Origin of the sequence: Arenimonas terrae (assembly GCF_006265115.1) — a bacterium.
Taxonomy (GTDB): Bacteria; Pseudomonadota; Gammaproteobacteria; order Xanthomonadales; family Xanthomonadaceae; genus Arenimonas; species Arenimonas terrae.
The window spans coordinates 280156-296117 of the sequence record NZ_SMDR01000002.1 but is presented as its reverse complement, the minus strand read 5'-3'; the positions used below and the strand labels follow the sequence as shown (position 1 = coordinate 296117).

At 70.4% G+C, this 15962-nt stretch carries 16 protein-coding genes; 11 read left to right on the top strand and 5 right to left on the bottom strand.

Going from position 1 to position 15962, the window contains the following annotated elements:
* Window positions 1–17: 17 nt before the first annotated feature.
* The 7 genes from E1B00_RS10175 (at window position 18) to E1B00_RS10145 (ending at window position 8698) form a co-directional block, all read left to right on the top strand.
* A complete protein-coding gene (locus tag E1B00_RS10175; protein ID WP_139448374.1) occupies window positions 18–944 on the top strand; it encodes a histone deacetylase family protein in 927 nt (308 codons plus the stop codon).
* An 86-nt stretch (window positions 945–1030) separates the two neighbouring features.
* Complete coding sequence (locus tag E1B00_RS10170) at window positions 1031–1570, top strand: RNA polymerase sigma factor (RefSeq protein ID WP_246048684.1); 540 nt, start codon at window positions 1031–1033, stop codon at window positions 1568–1570.
* A complete protein-coding gene (locus E1B00_RS10165; protein ID WP_139448369.1) occupies window positions 1563–2024 on the top strand; it encodes a DUF3379 domain-containing protein in 462 nt (153 codons plus the stop codon). Before E1B00_RS10170 ends, E1B00_RS10165 begins: the two co-directional genes overlap by 8 nt.
* A gap of 33 nt (window positions 2025–2057) precedes the next feature.
* Complete coding sequence (locus E1B00_RS10160) at window positions 2058–2966, top strand: DUF4097 family beta strand repeat-containing protein (protein ID WP_176693197.1); 909 nt, start codon at window positions 2058–2060, stop codon at window positions 2964–2966.
* 225 nt (window positions 2967–3191) lie between these two features.
* On the top strand, window positions 3192–5795 hold the full coding sequence (locus tag E1B00_RS10155) for a TonB-dependent receptor plug domain-containing protein (protein ID WP_139448365.1): 2604 nt from the start codon (window positions 3192–3194) through the stop codon (window positions 5793–5795).
* Between the two features lie 108 nt (window positions 5796–5903).
* A complete protein-coding gene (locus E1B00_RS10150; protein ID WP_139448363.1) occupies window positions 5904–7694 on the top strand; it encodes a tetratricopeptide repeat-containing sulfotransferase family protein in 1791 nt (596 codons plus the stop codon).
* A gap of 8 nt (window positions 7695–7702) precedes the next feature.
* On the top strand, window positions 7703–8698 hold the full coding sequence (locus E1B00_RS10145) for a class I SAM-dependent methyltransferase (protein WP_139448361.1): 996 nt from the start codon (window positions 7703–7705) through the stop codon (window positions 8696–8698).
* 16 nt (window positions 8699–8714) lie between these two features.
* Here E1B00_RS10145 and E1B00_RS10140 read toward each other — a convergent pair whose 3' ends face one another.
* Window positions 8715–10019 carry an aspartyl/asparaginyl beta-hydroxylase domain-containing protein gene (locus tag E1B00_RS10140; protein WP_139448359.1) on the bottom strand — a complete coding sequence of 435 codons (1305 nt, stop codon included), beginning with the start codon at window positions 10017–10019 and terminating at the stop codon, window positions 8715–8717.
* Between the two features lie 20 nt (window positions 10020–10039).
* The gene (locus tag E1B00_RS10135; RefSeq protein ID WP_139448357.1) at window positions 10040–11518 is read right to left on the bottom strand and encodes a M20 family metallopeptidase; all 1479 of its coding nucleotides are present in this window, start codon (window positions 11516–11518) and stop codon (window positions 10040–10042) included.
* A 208-nt stretch (window positions 11519–11726) separates the two neighbouring features.
* Between E1B00_RS10135 and E1B00_RS10130 the strand changes: the two genes are divergently transcribed.
* From E1B00_RS10130 to E1B00_RS10115, 4 genes are all read left to right on the top strand, one after another.
* Complete coding sequence (locus E1B00_RS10130; protein WP_139448355.1) at window positions 11727–12068, top strand: ComEA family DNA-binding protein; 342 nt, start codon at window positions 11727–11729, stop codon at window positions 12066–12068.
* Between the two features lie 129 nt (window positions 12069–12197).
* Window positions 12198–12632, top strand: coding sequence for an REP-associated tyrosine transposase (locus tag E1B00_RS10125; RefSeq protein ID WP_139448353.1), 435 nt, complete (start codon window positions 12198–12200; stop codon window positions 12630–12632).
* A gap of 36 nt (window positions 12633–12668) precedes the next feature.
* Window positions 12669–13133, top strand: a complete 465-nt coding sequence (locus E1B00_RS10120) for an SET domain-containing protein-lysine N-methyltransferase (protein ID WP_139448351.1) — start codon at window positions 12669–12671, stop codon at window positions 13131–13133.
* Window positions 13133–13720 (top strand): HutD/Ves family protein, encoded by a 588-nt coding sequence (locus E1B00_RS10115; protein ID WP_139448349.1) that lies wholly within the window; start codon window positions 13133–13135, stop codon window positions 13718–13720. Before E1B00_RS10120 ends, E1B00_RS10115 begins: the two co-directional genes overlap by 1 nt.
* A 3-nt stretch (window positions 13721–13723) precedes the next feature.
* Here E1B00_RS10115 and E1B00_RS10110 read toward each other — a convergent pair whose 3' ends face one another.
* The 3 genes from E1B00_RS10110 to E1B00_RS10100 form a co-directional block, all read right to left on the bottom strand.
* Complete coding sequence (locus E1B00_RS10110) at window positions 13724–14038, bottom strand: non-heme iron oxygenase ferredoxin subunit (RefSeq protein ID WP_139448347.1); 315 nt, start codon at window positions 14036–14038, stop codon at window positions 13724–13726.
* A complete protein-coding gene (locus tag E1B00_RS10105; RefSeq protein WP_139448958.1) occupies window positions 14035–14559 on the bottom strand; it encodes a GNAT family N-acetyltransferase in 525 nt (174 codons plus the stop codon). The genes E1B00_RS10110 and E1B00_RS10105 overlap by 4 nt, the downstream gene beginning before the upstream one ends.
* Before the next feature lie 61 nt (window positions 14560–14620).
* On the bottom strand, window positions 14621–15874 hold the full coding sequence (locus E1B00_RS10100) for a serine hydrolase domain-containing protein (RefSeq protein WP_139448345.1): 1254 nt from the start codon (window positions 15872–15874) through the stop codon (window positions 14621–14623).
* Window positions 15875–15962 lie beyond the last annotated feature (88 nt).

Below are 15962 nucleotides of genomic sequence, written 5' to 3'. Positions count from 1 at the left end.
GCCGTTATCCTTGGTCGATGAAAGCGTTCTACTGCCACCACTTCGTGCTGCCGCTGCCGGATGGCCACTCCTTCCCGATGGCGAAGTACTCGCGGCTGCACGAGCGCATCGCCGCCGCCGCGCCGGCGCTCGGCATCACCCTGCACGAACCGCCGGCCGCCAGCGACGCCGACCTGCAGCGCGCGCATGCGCCGGACTACGTGCGCGCGATGTCCGACGGCAGCGCCGATGCGGCGATGATGCGGCGCATCGGCTTCCCCTGGTCGGCGGCGATGGTCGAGCGTTCCCGGCGTTCTTCGGGCGGCACGATGATGGCGCTGCGCGCGGCGCTGGAAGGCGAGGGCGTAGCGGTGAACCTGGCCGGCGGCACCCACCACGCCGGCCATGCCCGCGGCGGCGGCTACTGCGTGTTCAACGATGCGGTGGTGGCGGCACGCTACGTGCAGTCGCTGGGCCTGGCGCGGCGGCTGCTGGTCGTCGACCTCGACGTACACCAGGGCAACGGCACCGCCGAACTCTGCGCTGGCGACGACACGCTGTTCGCCTTCTCGATGCATTCCGCGCGCAACTACCCGGCGGTGAAGCCGCTGTCCGACCTCGACGTGGCGCTGCCCGACGGCACCGGCGACGCCGACTACCTCGACGCCCTGGCCCGCCATTTGCCCGAGGCGATCGCCCGGGCCGGCGCCGACGCCGTGGTCTATCTCGCCGGCGCCGACCCCTTCGTCGGCGATCGCCTGGGCCACCTCGCCCTGAGCAAGCGCGGGCTGGCCGAGCGCGACCGCCAGGTGCTGGCCGCCTGCGGCCGGCACGGCCTGCCGGTGGCGGTCTGCATGGCCGGAGGCTATGCGCCGCAGGTCGAGGACATCGTGGACATCCACGAAGCGACGGTCCGCCTGGCCGCGGGGCACTGGCGTGCCCTGGCCGGGCTCGCGGCCGGCTAAACCTTCCGCCGGTCCGCTGCATCAGAGCCGGTATGCTCAGCCTCGCCGTGACCTTGGACGCCGCCACCCACGCCAGCCCCGCCCCGATGCGCGAGGAGGACCATGCCCTGGTCCGCGCCGCCGGCGCTGGCGACATGCGTGCGTTCGAGGCGCTGTACCGCAAGCATTCGCGCCGCGTCTATTCCGTGCTGTGGCGATTGTGCGGACACGAGGCGCGCGCCGAGGACCTGGTGCAGGAAGCCTTCGTGCGTGCCTGGCAGGCGCTGCCGGGATTCCGCTTCGAGAGCGCCTTCTCGACCTGGCTGCACCGGCTGGCGGTGAACACCGCGCTGATGGAGATCCGTTCGCGCAGCGGCGGCGAAGCGCTGGAAACCGACGACGCCGCCCTGGAGTTCCAGGCCACCGCCGACAGCGCCGGCCACCGCACCGCCCTGGGCCTCGACCTCGAGCGCGCCGTCGCCACGCTGCCGCCGCGTGCGCGCGCCGTGCTGGTGCTGCACGACATCGAAGGCTGGAAACACGAAGAAATCGCCGCCGAGCTGGGAATGGCCGTCGGAAGTTCCAAGGCGCAACTGCATCGCGCCCGCAACCTGCTGCGCAAGCGGCTGGGAGAAGACCATGAGTGACAACGAACTGCGCTGGCAGCTGCGCCAGCTGCCGCGTGAGATCGATCCGCCGCGCGACCTGTGGCCGGGCATCGCGGACCGGCTGCAGCGGCCGGCCGCGCCGCGCCGCCGGCCCTGGTTTGCGGCGTTGGCGGTGGCCGCGTCGCTGTGCCTGGCGGTCGGCCTGGCCTGGCACCTGCGCCAGCCGCCGCCCCCGGCCAGTCCCGACTTTCGCGCCGAGCTGGTGCAGCGCGAAGCCGCGGCCCTGACCCTTGAGTACCAGGCCGCGCTGGACCAGTTCCAGGGCGCGCCGATGCCCGAACCGCTGATGCCGGCCCTGGCGACGCTCGACCGGAGCGCCGCGGATATCCGCCTGGCGATTGCCAGCGACCCCGAGGCGGTCTTCCTGCTCGACCAGCTCCGCCGCACCTACGCCCGCCGGCTTTCGCTGACCCAGCGCGCCGTCACCGGCTGATCCGCACCTATATATATGTATGAGGAGACACCCATGTTTGCCCGTCTGATCGTCCTGGCCGCCCTGGTGGCCGCACCTGCGGCTTTCGCCGCTTCGCCCATCAACCAGACCCGGCCGCTGGCCGCCGATGGCCAGGTGTCCATCGACAACGTCAAGGGTCGCGTGACCGTGCGCACCTGGGACCGGCCCGAAGTCAGGATCACCGGCAGCCTCGGCGCCGGGGTGGAGAAGCTGGCGATCGAAGGCGATGCGTCGGACCTTCGCATCGAGGTGCGTTATCCGAAGAACAGCGGCGGCTGGTTCGGCTGGGGCGGCGGCGACGGCGATTCGGAGCCGACCATGCTCGAAATCAGCGTGCCGGCGAAGGCCTCGGTGTCGGTCGACGCGGTGAGCGCCGATGTCGATGTCGCGGGCACCGGCGGACGTCGCCTTGCGCTGGCATCGGTTAGCGGTGATGTCCTGGTGCGCGGCGCTCGCGCCGACGACGCGAGCTTCGAAAGCGTCAGCGGCGACGTGGATGCCGAAGTCGACAGCACGAACGTCAGCGCCGAAACCGTCAGCGGCGATCTGTCGCTCAAGGGCCGCATCGGCGGGCGCGTCAGCCTGGACACGGTCTCGGGCGACGCCACCCTGATCGCCGGCCCGGTCGAGCGCCTCAACCTGAGCACGGTGTCGGGCGACGGCCACCTGAGTGCGGGGCTGGCGGCGTCGGGCAGCATCACCGCCGACTCGGTCAGCGGCAACGTCGACCTGGTGCTGCCCCGGGACACCTCGGCCCGGCTGCAGATCGACACCTTCAGCGGCGGCATCAGCAGCCCCGTGGGCGAAGTCCAGACCGAGGAATACGGCCCTGGCAAGTCCCTGAAGGCCCGTTTGGGGGCTGGATCGGGCAGCATCCGGCTGGAATCGTTCTCCGGGAACGTTCGCGTCACCGTAAAGTAACTTATTGATTAAAAAGAAAAACAAGCGCCCGGGGCCGGCGACGGCCCCGGGCGTTCTGCTTAGGACGTCGCAAAACTGCCTTTACGGAGACTTAACCCAGTTTGCGGTCCGTAAAGATTGCGTTATGCTCCGGCAGGCCAGGGCGCCTTTCAGTCCGAATTTCGCCCTTAGGCTTTTGTCCCGAACTCTAGAGTCACCATCACTCTGACGTTGGAGAGAGAGTAAATGTCTAATTTCAATCAGCTGTCCGGCGCGATCCGTTTCGCGCTCCTCGCCGGCGCCGCTTCCACCTTCGCGGCGGTTCCCGCCTTCGCGCAGGAGTCGGAAGAGGACGCCGCCACCCTCGACACCATCGAGGTCACCGGTTCGCGCGTTAAGCGCGCCGACATCGAAGGCGCCCTGCCGGTCACGGTCATCAGCCGCCAGCAGATCGACGCTTCCGGTGACGTGTCCGTCGCCGAGTTCCTCCGCGACACGACCTTCAACTCGACCGGTTCGTTCCGCCCGCAGTCCGGCTCGTCGGCCCAGTCCGGCGCCGAGATCAGCCTGCGTGGCCTCGGCTCCAGCCGCACCCTGGTGCTGGTTGACGGCCGTCGCGCCCCGAAGTCCCCGTTCACCGGCAACGCTGCCGACCTGAACTCGGTCCCGCTGGCCGCGGTTGAGCGCATCGAGATCCTGTCCGACGGCGCCTCGGCCATCTACGGCTCCGACGCGATCGGCGGCGTGGTGAACATCATCACCCGTAAGGACTACAACGGCGTCCAGATCAACTACGGCATCGGCACCCCGAAGTACGACGGTGGCGAGACCGAAGAAGGCTCCGTGATCATGGGCATCTCCGGTGACCGCGGCCGCATGCTGGCCGGCGCCGGCTTCAACAAGCGCGGCATGGTGTTCACCCGCGAGCGCCCCTGGGGCGTCATCCCGGGCGCCTCGGTGTACGGCAACAACTACCGTCTGCTGAACGCCGCCGAGACCGCCTTCACCACCGGCTACCTGCCGGTGCCGGGTGGTTGCACCAACACCGGCTTCTACATCAACCCGGCCAACGGCCGCTGCGTGTTCAACTTCAACCTCGTCGCTGCTGACGAGGCCAAGGTTGGCAACCAGTCCGCCTTCGCCCGCGGCGAATACGACATCAACGACAACTGGTCGACCTACCTGTCCACCACCGTGTCGCGCGTCGAGTCCTTCGGCCGTTACGCTCCCGACCTGGGCGCGCTGTACATCCCGATCGACAGCCCGAACAACCCGACCTACGACCCGGTCACCGGCACCGGCACCAACAGCGCGTACCTGTACCACCGCTTCGCCGCGCTGGGCAACCGCGATACGTACATCGACTCCAACGTGTACGACATCATGGTTGGCTTCCAGGGCCGCCTGTTCGACAAGGTCGACGTCGACTTCGGCGTTCGCCAGTCCGAGTTCAAGTACTTCGAGCTGGGCCGCAACTACGTCATCAGCACCCTGGCCGAGCAGGCCATTGCTGACGGTTCGTACGACATCTACGATCCGATCAACAACGACATCGACGTCCTGAACGGCATCAAGGCCACCATCAACCGCGAAAGCCAGTGGCTGACGCAGGAGCTGTTCGCCGTTGCCAACTTCGACGTGTTCGAGATGGGCGGTGGCACCTCCAACATGGCGGTCGGCGCCGAGTACCGCGACGAGACCTACTCCGACCAGTACGACTCGCTGCAGGAAGCCGGTCTGACCCCGGGTTCGGCGGGCAACTCCGCCGCCGGCGGCCGTGACGTCACGGCGATCTACGCCGAGTGGCTGTTCCCGATCACGACCAACTTCGAAATCAGCATCGCTGCCCGTTACGAGGACTACTCGGACTACGGCGACGACCTGGCCCCGAAGATCGCGTTCCGCTGGCAGCCGCTGGACAGCCTGACCCTGCGTGGTTCCTACGGTGAGGGCTTCGCCGCCCCGACCCTGGACATCCTGACCCAGAAGGATTCGTTCTCGGCCGACACCGTGTTCGACCCGCAGACCTGCGTGGCCGAAGGCGACTACCCGCCGGCGGGCAGCAATGGCCGTGGCGCGACCGAGTCGGTGGCCGACTACTGCAACCGCACCGGTGGTCTCGGCGGCGTGCAGATCGACGCCTTCCGCATCGCCAACCCGAACCTGGCTTCCGAGCAGTCGAAGCAGTACTCGCTGGGCGTTGCCTGGGATGCCGCTGACTGGCTGAACGTCACCCTCGATTACTTCAACATCAAGATCGAAGACCGCATCGCGTTCTTCAGCTCGCAGACCCTCGTGAACATCGACATCGGTCAGGACCCCCTGAACCGTCCGTTCCCGGGCGCCCCCTGCTCGCTGACCCGCGATCCGCTCAACGGCAACATGGTTGACGTGATCAACAACTGCTACTTCAACCAGGGTGAGATCGAAACCGACGGCGCCGATCTGAAGATCCGCACCAACTTCGACATCGGCAGCTGGGGCACCATCAACAACCAGCTCGACGTGTCCTGGCTCAACAGCCAGACCGTCGACGGTGGCCCGAATGCCGTCGGCAACGAAGGCGTGCCGGAGTTCCGCGCGAACCTGATGACCCAGTGGGCCATCAGCGACTTCTCGTTCAACTGGAACATCCGTCACATCGACGAGAACGGTCGTTACAGCTCGCAGACCCTGCACGACCTGCAGGGCAGCTGGATGGCCCCGTGGAATGGCCGCATCACCGTTGGCGTGACCAACGTTGAGAACGACCTCCCGGAGCTGTTCGCCTTCGGCAGCCGTAACTACAACTTCAACCTGTACGACGCCTACGGCCGCACGCCGTACATCCGTTACACCCAGGAGTTCTAAGAACCCCTGCGTCAACGGTTGAGTGTCACGGAGAGGGGCCTTCGGGCCCCTCTCTTTTTTTATGCCCGCGATACGCGTTCCGCGGCCTGGCGCCTATACTTCCGGGCCATGAATCCGCACTCCTCCCCGGCCGCCCCGGGTTCCTCCGGCGGCGAGCTCCGCGACGTCCAGGAACTTCAGCGCCGCGGCCGCTTTGTCGAAGCCGAGCAGCGGCTGCAGGCCCTGGCCGAGCGCCAGCCCGGCGACCCCGCGGTGCACCGCGCACTCGCGCTCCTGGCCGCACAGACCGCACGGCCCGACCTGGCCCGGCTGCATATGGCGACTGCCGTGCGCCTCGCCCCGGCCTCCGGCCTGCTGCGCTGCGAGCTCGGCCGCCTCCTGGCCGGGGAAGGCCGCCTGGCCGAATCGCTGGAACACTTCCGCGAAGCCGCCGTGCTCGAACCTGCGCTGGCCGAAGCCTGGTTTTTCCTCGGCATCACCCTGGTGCGGCTGGACCGTGGCGCCGAAGCGGCCCCCGCGCTGCGCCAGGCGCTGGCGCTGGCGCCCGACCAGGTGCAGATCCTGGCGCCGCTGGCCGACCTGGAGTTCCGGGCCGGCAACGATGCCGCCGCCCTGCCGCTGTGGCAGCGGCTGGTGCAGCAGCGTCCGGGCGAGGAAGACGCCCGCCTGAAGCTCGGCGAGACCCTGACCCGGCTGGGCCGCCACGCCGAGGCGCGCACGGCCTTCCGGGAGGCGCTGCAGGCGCTTCCGGGTTCGTCCGGTCTGTGGATGGCGCTGGGCCAGGCGGAAGAGGATGCCGGCGACCGCGACCAGGCCGAGCAGGCCTACGGCCGCGCCCTGGCCCTGCGGCCCGGCTGGGCCTTTCCGCTGAGCGGGCTGCTGGGCCTGCATCGCGCCAAGTCGCCCGATTCCCGTGTGGGCGAAGCCGAAGCGCTGCAGCGCGGCGATGCGCTGAGCGATCCCGAGCGGGCCCTGATCGGCTATTCGCTGGGCAAGGTGTACGACGGCCGCGGCGACTACGCCCGGGCCATGGCCAGCTGGCAGGACGCCAATGCCGCACGCCGGCGCGAGACCGCGCCGCTGGACCGCGCGCGCTTCGCCGAGGCGGTCGAGCGCATCCTCGCCGGTTTCCCGGCCGGTGCGCTGGCCGGCGCGGCGACGGGGCCGCGGGATCCGCGGCCGGTGTTCGTGGTCGGCATGCCGCGCAGTGGCACCACCCTGGTCGAGCAGATCATCGCCTCGCATCCGCAGGCCGCCGGCTGCGGCGAGCTTCCGGACCTGGGGCTGTTGGCCGAAGCCCTGCCGGTGCAGCCGGTCGCCGACGCCGCACGCCTGCAGCACGACGCCGCGCGCTTGCTCGCCACCGCCGAACGCCACGCCTCGCGCCCCGCGGCGCTGCGCCTGGTGGACAAGGCGCCGCTGAACTTCTTCCATCTCGGCCTGGCGGCCCAGCTCTTCCCGGGCGCTCGCGTGATCTGGTGCCGGCGCGAAGCCCGCGACATCGGTCTGTCGATCTTCAGCGAAAACTTCGCGCTCGACTCCCTGTTCGCCACCGACCTGGGAGACATCGGCCTGACCGTCAACGCGCAGCACCGACTGATGCGCCACTGGCAGGCGACGCTGCCGGTCCCGGTGCTGGAAGTCGACTACGAAGCGCTGGTGACGGACATCGAGCCGGGCATCCGCCGCATCATCGATTTCCTCGGCCTGCCCTGGGATGCCGCCTGCCTGGACTTCCACACCAGCGAGCGCGCCGTGCAGACGCCGAGCCGCTGGCAGGTCCGCCGCCCGGCGCATACCGGCTCCATCGGTCGCTGGCGCAACTACGCGCCGTGGCTGTCCCCGCTGACCGAAGCGCTGGCCTTGCCGGCCGGCGCTGACGGCGTGATCAAGAGCTGAGCCCGCCGATGAGCGCCGCGAACGACACGCCCGCAGACCGCGATGACCGCCGCGCCGTCTGGTCGCGCTACTGGGCCGGCGGCGCCCTGCATTCCTGCGGCGGCTCCTTCGACGGCAACTACAGCGGCGACATCCGCGAATTCTGGCGCGAAGCCTTCGCGCCCCTGGGCGAGGGCAGCCGCCTGCTCGACATCGCGACCGGCAACGGGCCGATCCCGAAACTCTTGCTGACGCTGCGCCCGGGCGTCGACGTGCACTGCGATGCCGTCGATCTGGCGGCCGTCGCTCCGGCCTGGCCGGCGGAGCTGCCGGAGGGCGAACGCCGCCGGCTGCAGTTCCACCCGCGGGTGGAAGCCGAGGCGCTGCCCTTCGCCGACGCCCGCTTCGATCTGGTCGTCAGCCAGTACGGACTGGAATACAGCCAGCTGGCGCGCTCGGTGCCGGAGCTGCTGAGGGTGCTCAAGTCCAGTGGTCGCGTGCGGCTGCTGGCGCATCACGCCGCATCGGTGCCGGTGACGCTGGCGCGGGAAGAGCTGCGGCAGATCGACTGGCTGCGTTCGCCGGCTGGCCTGCTGGCGGCCGCCGCGCCGATGCTCGGCCCGATGGCGCGCGCGGCGACGCCCGAGGGGCGTGCGGCCCTGCGCGGCGACGCGGTGGCGCACTCCGCGCGCGAGGCCTTCGACCGGAGCCAGTCCGAACGCGAGGCCCGGGCGACGGCCAGCAGCTGCCCGGACATCCTGCACGAGACGGCGGGCTGGATCGCCCAGGCCTTCCAGGCCGCACACACCGGTGGCGAAGCGCGTGGCCGCGAAGCGCTGGCGCGCATCGACCGGATGCTCGACGACGCCCGCCTGCGCCTGCAGGAACTCTGCGACCACGCGCTCGACGAGGCCGGGGCACGCGCGCTGTGCGATCAGCTGGGACAGGGCGGCCGGCGCAGCGCCGATGCCGTGCCACTGCGCCAGGAAGGCCGCCTGATGGCCTGGGCGATCCGCGCCGGCTGAGCGCCGGGGCCGCGTTTCAGAGCTCGCCCAGCGGCGCGCCCGTGCCGTAGTAGGCCATCATGCCTTCCTGCGTGGCCTTCACCAGCACGCGCTCGGCCTCGGTCAGCATCGGATGCCAGATGTCGAAGATCATCACCACGCGCAGCTGGTCGCTGTCGTTCCAGGCCTCGTGTTCGATGGTGTCGTCGAAGATCAGCAGTTCGCCCGGGGTCCAGGTGCGCACGTGGTTGCCGACGCGGAAGCGGCAGCGGTCGGGCACGATCAGCGGCAGGTGCACGGTTAGCCGGCAGTTGGTGGCGCCGTTGTGGGCAGGGATGTGCGTATGCGGCTTGAGCGCCGAAAACAGTGCCGCCGGCGCCCGGTGGTCGACGTGGATCTGCGGCACGGCGTCGAGCGCGGCCATCGTGGCGGGGCAGCGGCGCGCATGTTCCTCGATGCGCTGGCCGTGTTTCCACAGGAAGTACGCGCTCCAGTCCGGGTTGCGGTCCAGCGGCGCGAACTGGCCGGCGGGTTCGTCGGCCAGGGTCTGCACATAGGGCTCGAAGCCGTCGCCGTCGTCGGCGATCACCGCGCGCAACTCGGCCTGGATCGCCGCGGTCTGCGCCTCCATCGCCGGCGCCCAGTCGAAATCCTCGCGGTCGAAGAAGGCGATCGCGGGCAGGCCGGGGAAGTTGAACATCAGCGGGCGCGCCACGTAGGCAGGCTTGCGGCCGAGGTTGATGTCCAGGCTTTCCTCGAAGCGGCGCATCGCCCGGCTGCCGGCCGGGCCGCGCAGGCCCGCGAGCCGGTCTTCCAGGAAGGCTGCAAGCTGGTCCTTGTTGGCCACCACGCTGGCGCGCGCGCGCGCCACCAGTGCCTGCAGCTGTGGCGCCTGCGCGTGCTGCGGCGGCAGCATCTGCAGCGCCATCTCGTAGGCCAGCGCGGCGTCGCGTTCGCGGCCGAGCTGCTCGTAGATCGACGCCTTCTCGAAATGGATGGCGTAGGCCGAGGGTTCCAGCTTGCCGGCGGCATCGAGCGCGGCCAGGGCGCCAGGCAGGTCGCCCTGCGCGCGAAGCACGCGCGCCAGGTTGGCCGAGGCGATCGCCAGCTTCGGCTGGCCGCGCGTCGCGCGTTCGAGCAGGCGACGGGCTTCGGCCAGGTCGCCGCGCGCCAGCGCCGCCTGGCCCAGGAAGTTCAGCGCGCCGCCGTGTTCGGGCGCCAGCGCCAGCACCTGGTCCCAGGTGCGGGCGGCGGCGGCCGGCTGGCCGCTGCGGGCCAGGCGTTCGGCTTCGGCGGCGAGCGCCTCGGCCTGCGGGGAAACGGACGGGGCGTTCGCGGCCATCGGCGGGCTCGGTGCGGGGCTCAGCAGCAGCCGTGGTCGCCGAAGGCGGCGTGGCCTTCGTGCACGCCGACACCGCGGGTCAGGCCCTTCTCGCTCGCCTCGTAGTGGTCGGCGATCACCCGGGCGACGGCGGCGGTGACGCGCTTGCCGGTCGGGATGTGCAGGAACTCGTTCGGGCCATGGGCATTGGAGTGCGGGCCGAGCACGCCGGTGATCATGAACTGCGCGCCCGGGAACTTCTCGCCGAGCATGCCCATGAACGGGATCGTGCCGCCTTCGCCCATGTACATCGCCGGCGCGCCGAAGAAATCCTGGCTGGCGGTGTTGATCGCCTGCTCCAGCCACGGCGCCAGCGCCGGCGCGTTCCAGCCGGTGGAAGCCTTCTCGAGTTCGACTTCGACCTTGCAGCCGTTGGGTGGGTTGGCCTCGAGCACGCGCTTGATGATCTCGCCGGCCTTTTTCGGCTCCAGCGTCGGCGGCAGGCGCAGGCTCAGCTTGACCGAGGTGAACGGGCGCAGCACGTTGCCGGCGCTCGACAGCGGCGGCATGCCGTCCACGCCAGTGATCGACAGCGCCGGGCGCCAGGTGCGGTTGAGCACCAGCTCGGTCAGGTCGGGATTCATCGGCGTCATGCCGGGCAGGAACGGGAACTTGTCCCAGATCTCGCTGCCCAGCACTTCGGCGGCGCGGGCGGCCTGGGCCAGGCGCTGTTCGGGAATGTCGACGTACAGCTCGTCCACCAGGATCTTGCCGGTGGCCTCGTCCTCGAGCCGCGACAGCAGCTGGCGCAGGATGCGGAAGCTCGAGGGCACGATGCCGCTGGCGTCGCCGCTGTGCACGCCTTCGCTGAGCACGTTCACCTTCAGGTTGCCGCCGGCCAGGCCGCGCAGCGAGGTGGTGCACCAGAGCTGGTCGTAGTTGGCGCAGCCCGAATCCAGGCAGACCACCAGCGAGGGCTTGCCGATGCGCTCGGCGAGGTGGTCGACGTAGAAGGGCAGGTCGTAGCTGCCCGATTCCTCGCAGGCCTCGATCAGGATCACGCAGCGGCTGTGCGGCTTGCCCTGTTCCTTGAGCGCGCGGATCGCGGTGAGCGAACCGAACAGGGCGTAGCCGTCGTCGGCGCCGCCGCGGCCGTAGAGCTTGTCGCCCTTGATCACCGGCTTCCAGGGGCCGAGGTCGTCGGCCCAACCGGTCATTTCCGGCTGCTTGTCGAGGTGGCCGTAAAGCAGCACGCAGTCGTCGCCTTCGCCCGGCACCTCGATGTAGATCAGCGGGGTGCGGCCCTGCAGCTCGAGCACCTCGACGGTCATGCCGGGAATCGGCTGCGCCTTGGCCCAGCCGGCGAGCAGCTTCACGGCGTCGTCCATGTAGCCGTTTTCCTTCCACTTCGCGTCGAACATCGGCGACTTGTTCGGGATGCGGATGTACTCGACCAGCTGCGGGACGATGTCGCCGTCCCAGGCGTCGGCGATGAAGCGGTCGGTCTTGGCGGTGTCCATGGAGAGTCCTTCGTGAGCCAGTGCCGCGATTTTACTCCCTTCGGCGGCCCGGCCGCCGACACCGGCCAGGAAATCCCCGACAGCCCGGCCCGCGGGCTTCCGAGCCCCGCGGCCGTGGAACGGCGATGGGCGCACGCACGGCGCTTTCCGAGACTGGCTACACCGCCGCGGCATGCGCCCGGCGGCCACCCTTCCACGAGGAACCGCCATGAAGAAGTCGATCCCGCTGCTGTCCCTGCTGTTCTCGGCCCTGCTCGCCGGTGGCGCCTTCGCCGCCGAGGAGAAGGTCAACATCAATACCGCCGATGCCGCCACGCTCGACCGCGTGCTCAACGGCATCGGCCCGAGCAAGGCCGAGGCCATCGTCGCCCACCGCAAGCAGCACGGCGCCTTCCGCAGCGCCGACGAGCTGTCCGAGGTCAAGGGCATCGGCCTGGCCACCATCGAGCAGAACCGCGACCGCATCACGGTCGGCGGCGGCGCCCCGGCCGCCCGTCCGGCGGCGGCCGGGGCCGCGGCCAAGCCCAAGCCCGCGCCCGCCTCGAACTGAGCCATGGGGGCCCGGCTCCGGCCGGGCCTTTCCCGACGACACCCAGGTGCCCCGATGTCCGCGATCCTGCCCACGCCCGTCCAACGGCCCGTCCGCCGCGCCCGTGCCGATGGCCGGGCGCAGCGGTCGGTGGCCGGACAAACCTATGTGGTCACGGTCGCCACGCTGTACCGGCGTCCCGTGTTCCTGGACGACGAGGCCGCGCGCGCCGTCTGCCGGGTGCACACCGCCCGCTGGCCCTGGCGTGATGCCCGGCTGCTGGCCTGGGTGCTGATGCCGGCGCACTGGCAGGGCTTGGTCACCCTCGGCGAGCGCGACACGCTCTCCACCCTGATCGGCCGCTTCAAGGCCCTGACTTCGCGTGCGGTGGAGGACCGGCATCGCATCAACGGCTGGCTGTGGGGGCGTGGTTTCGGCGACCGGGCCCTGGGCGCCGACGAGGACGTGGTCGGCGTGGCGCGGCATCTGGTCGGACATCCGCTGCGGGCGGGGCTGGTGCGGAGCTTGGGCGACTACGCGTACTGGAATGCTGCCTGGCTGCCCGGCGACGCGGCGCCGGACTGATCCGTCGCCGCCGGACCCTGCGCTAGACTGCGCGGCATGATCCTGCCGCGTTATCACATCGCCCCCTCGCGCATTCCCGGCGCGGGCCAGGGCCTGTTCCTCGACGAGGCCGTCGCGCGCGGCCGCATCCTGGTCGCGCCCGACGCCATACCCGCGACCTATACCTGGGACCAGGTGCAGACGCAGCCCGACCCGGAGGCGGCGATGGCCGCGACGGTGCGCTGGTTCGAGGACCGCTACACGATCACGCCGGAGTGGCCGGACGAGTGTTACGTCAACCACAGCTTCGCGCCGAACGGGCTGTGGCACCTGGGTTTCATCTTCGCCGCGCGCGATCTCGCGGCGGGCGACGAACTGACCGTGGACTACCGCCACCTGCTGCCCGAAGGCGAGGAGGAGGTCTTCCGCGACGCGCAGAGCGGCCGCGCCATCGTCGGCTTTTCCTGGGCGGAGTCGCTGGCCCTGAGCACGCGCGAGCTCGCCTCGCTGCAGGTGGCCTGATGCGCCTGGTGCACCTGCCCGCGAATGAATACCGACGCGAGCGCTGGCGCAATCAACGCGGCTGGACCCGCGAGGTCTATCGCCATCCCGAAGGCGCCGCCGACTGGGCCTGGCGCGTGTCGATCGCCGAGATCGACCAGGACGCGCCGTTCTCCGCCTTCCCAGGCTGCGACCGCGAGCTGGTGCTGCTGGCGGGCGAGGGCATGGACCTGGTGTTCGACGACGGCGAGCGCGCCGAGCTGCGGCCGCCGCACGACCGCCTGCGTTTCGCCGGCGAGCGCGCCCTGCGCGCCGAACTGCTGTCGGGGCCGACCCACGACTTCAACCTGATGTGGCGCCGCGATGCGGTCGCGGCGACCCTGCTGCACCGGCCCCTGGTCGGGCCGATGGTGTTCTTCGCTGAACCGGGCGTCACCTGGCTGGTGTACCTGATGCAGGGCCAGGCGCAGTTCAAGGACCTGAGACGCCCGCTGCACCTGGCCCAGGGCGACAGCGTGATGCTGCTGCCGGATGCCGAGGGGCCGCCGCGGCTGATCCTCGACGGCGGCGGCGAGGCCCTGCTGGTGAAGATCGCGCCGCTGGCCTGAGGCCTAGCGGTCGTCGCGGGTCCAGACGGCGCCGTCTTCCACTTTCACCGGAAACTTGCGTACCGGCGCATAAGCCGGCGCGCACAGCGCCTCGCCGCTGCGCAGGTCGAAACGCGCGCCGTGCAGGGTGCATTCGACCTGGTCGCCGTCGATCGCGCCGGCGCTGAGTTCGTAGTCCTCGTGCGAGCACTTGTCCTCGAGCGCGTGGACGTCGCCGTCCAGGTTCACCACCAGGATCGGCGTGTCGCCGTCCCAGGCCACGCGCGACTCGCCCGGCAGCAGCTCGGCGGTCGAACACACGCGCACCCAGCCGCTCACAGCGCCTTCTCCAGCACCTCGAAGCGCAGGTCGTCGCGCCTGGGCAGGCCGAAGCGCGCGTCGCCGTAGGGGAAGGGCTTGAAGATGCCGGTGCGGTGGTAGCCGCGGCGCTCGTAGTAGGCGATCAGCTCGTCGCGGATGTCGATCACGGTCATGCGCATCGCGGCCTGGCCGAAGTCCTCGCGGGCGATGCGTTCGGCCTCGGCCAGCACCTGCTTGCCGATGCCGCCACCCTGCAGGCCCGGCACCACCGAGAACATGCCGAAATAGCCGGCGCCGTCCTCGACCGCGACGTGGGCGCAGGCCAGCAGTTCGCCCTCGCGGTCGGCCAGCAGCACGACGCTTTGCGGCCGCGCGATCTGCGCCAGCACATCGTCGCGGCCGGTGCGGCGGCCGTCCAGGAAGTCGGCTTCGGTGGTCCAGCCGGCGCGGCTGGCATCGCCGCGGTAGGCGGATTCGACCAGGGCGACGATCGGGTCGACGTCGGCGGGCGTGGCGGCGCGGAAGCTCAGCGGGGTCATCGGCAGGGTGGCGTGGCAGGCGGGAAGGCGCCCATCATCGCCGAAATCGCCGCGCCCGGCCTCAGCGGTCCACCACTTGGCGGACCAGCGCATAGGCCGCTTCCTGGGCCTCGGCGCGGGCGGTGCCGGTGCCGGAGTTGCTCATTACCGTGACCACGATGCCGTGTTCGGGAACGAGCATGAAAAACGCCGCCGCGCCCGGCTGGGTGCCGCCGTGGTGCAGCACACGGGTCGGGCGGGACGCGCCCAGCAGGCGGGTCGAGGTGTCGATGCGCCAGCCGACGCCGTAGTTCTCGGGATTCATGGTCCCGTCGGCCAGCGCCAGCGGCGTCCACAGCGCCTGCCTGCCCGCTTCCGACAGCAGGCGGTCGCCGAGCAGGCCCTGGCCCAGGCGCACCAGGTCGCTGGGCGTGGACACCAAGCCGCCGCCGGCGATCTTGTAGCTCGAGTCGATCGGATAGGACGGCGTGTAGCGCCCACCCTCGGCCTCGTAGAAGGCCACGCGTTCCGGCATGTCGCCGGCGCGGTCGACCGCCGTGGCGTTCATGCCGGCCGGCGCGAACACCTCGTCCTGCAGCAACTCCGGGAAGCTGCGCCCGCTGGCGGCCTCCATCTGCCGCGACAGCAGCGAATAGCCGAAGGTCGAGTAGAGGAAACCGGTGCCGGGCGCGAATTCCGGCGCGTCGTCAACGAACAGCTCCAGTCCGTCGGCGACCGTGACATAGGGCTTGCGCGAATAGCTCTCGTGCCAGCCCATCCACCAGGCCGGCAGACGGGAATAGTGGCGGATGCCGCCGCGGTGCGAGGCGAGCTGGCGCGCGGTGATCGGCTGCAGCGTGTCGGGCAGTTGCGGCAGGTAGGTCGAGAGCGGCGCATCCAGGTCGAGTTTGCCCGCCTCGACCAGCCGCATCAGCGCGACGGCGGTGATCGGCTTGGCCACGCTGCCGGTGCGGTAGCGCGACGCGACCGTGGCCGCGCGTCCTGCCTCGATGTCGGCCAGGCCGGTGGCGCCCGCCCATTGCAGTTGGCCGTCGAAGGCGATGGCCGCCGACAGCGAGGGCAGGCCGGCCCGGTCCCGGCTTTCGCGCAGCGTGGCGGCCAGGTCGGAGGCCAGCCCCGCCGGCAGGCCGGCGGCCGCGCGCTGGTCGTCCGGCGTCGCGGCGACCGCAGGAATCGGCTGCGTGGGCGCATGCCAGCGGCCGAAGAACACCAGGTTCGGTCCCAGCAGCACCGCGCTCAACAGCAGGAAACGCACCAGGTGGCGCAGCAGGCGCCGCGGCAGGCTGGGGCGGGCAACAGGAGTGGGCGAGGTCATGGGCGGCGCTCTGGGTCGTCGTTTGTCGACTATGGAGCGCGGCCGCGGCGGCCGATACCTGCCGGAAGTCAGAAAAAACGCGGCCGGA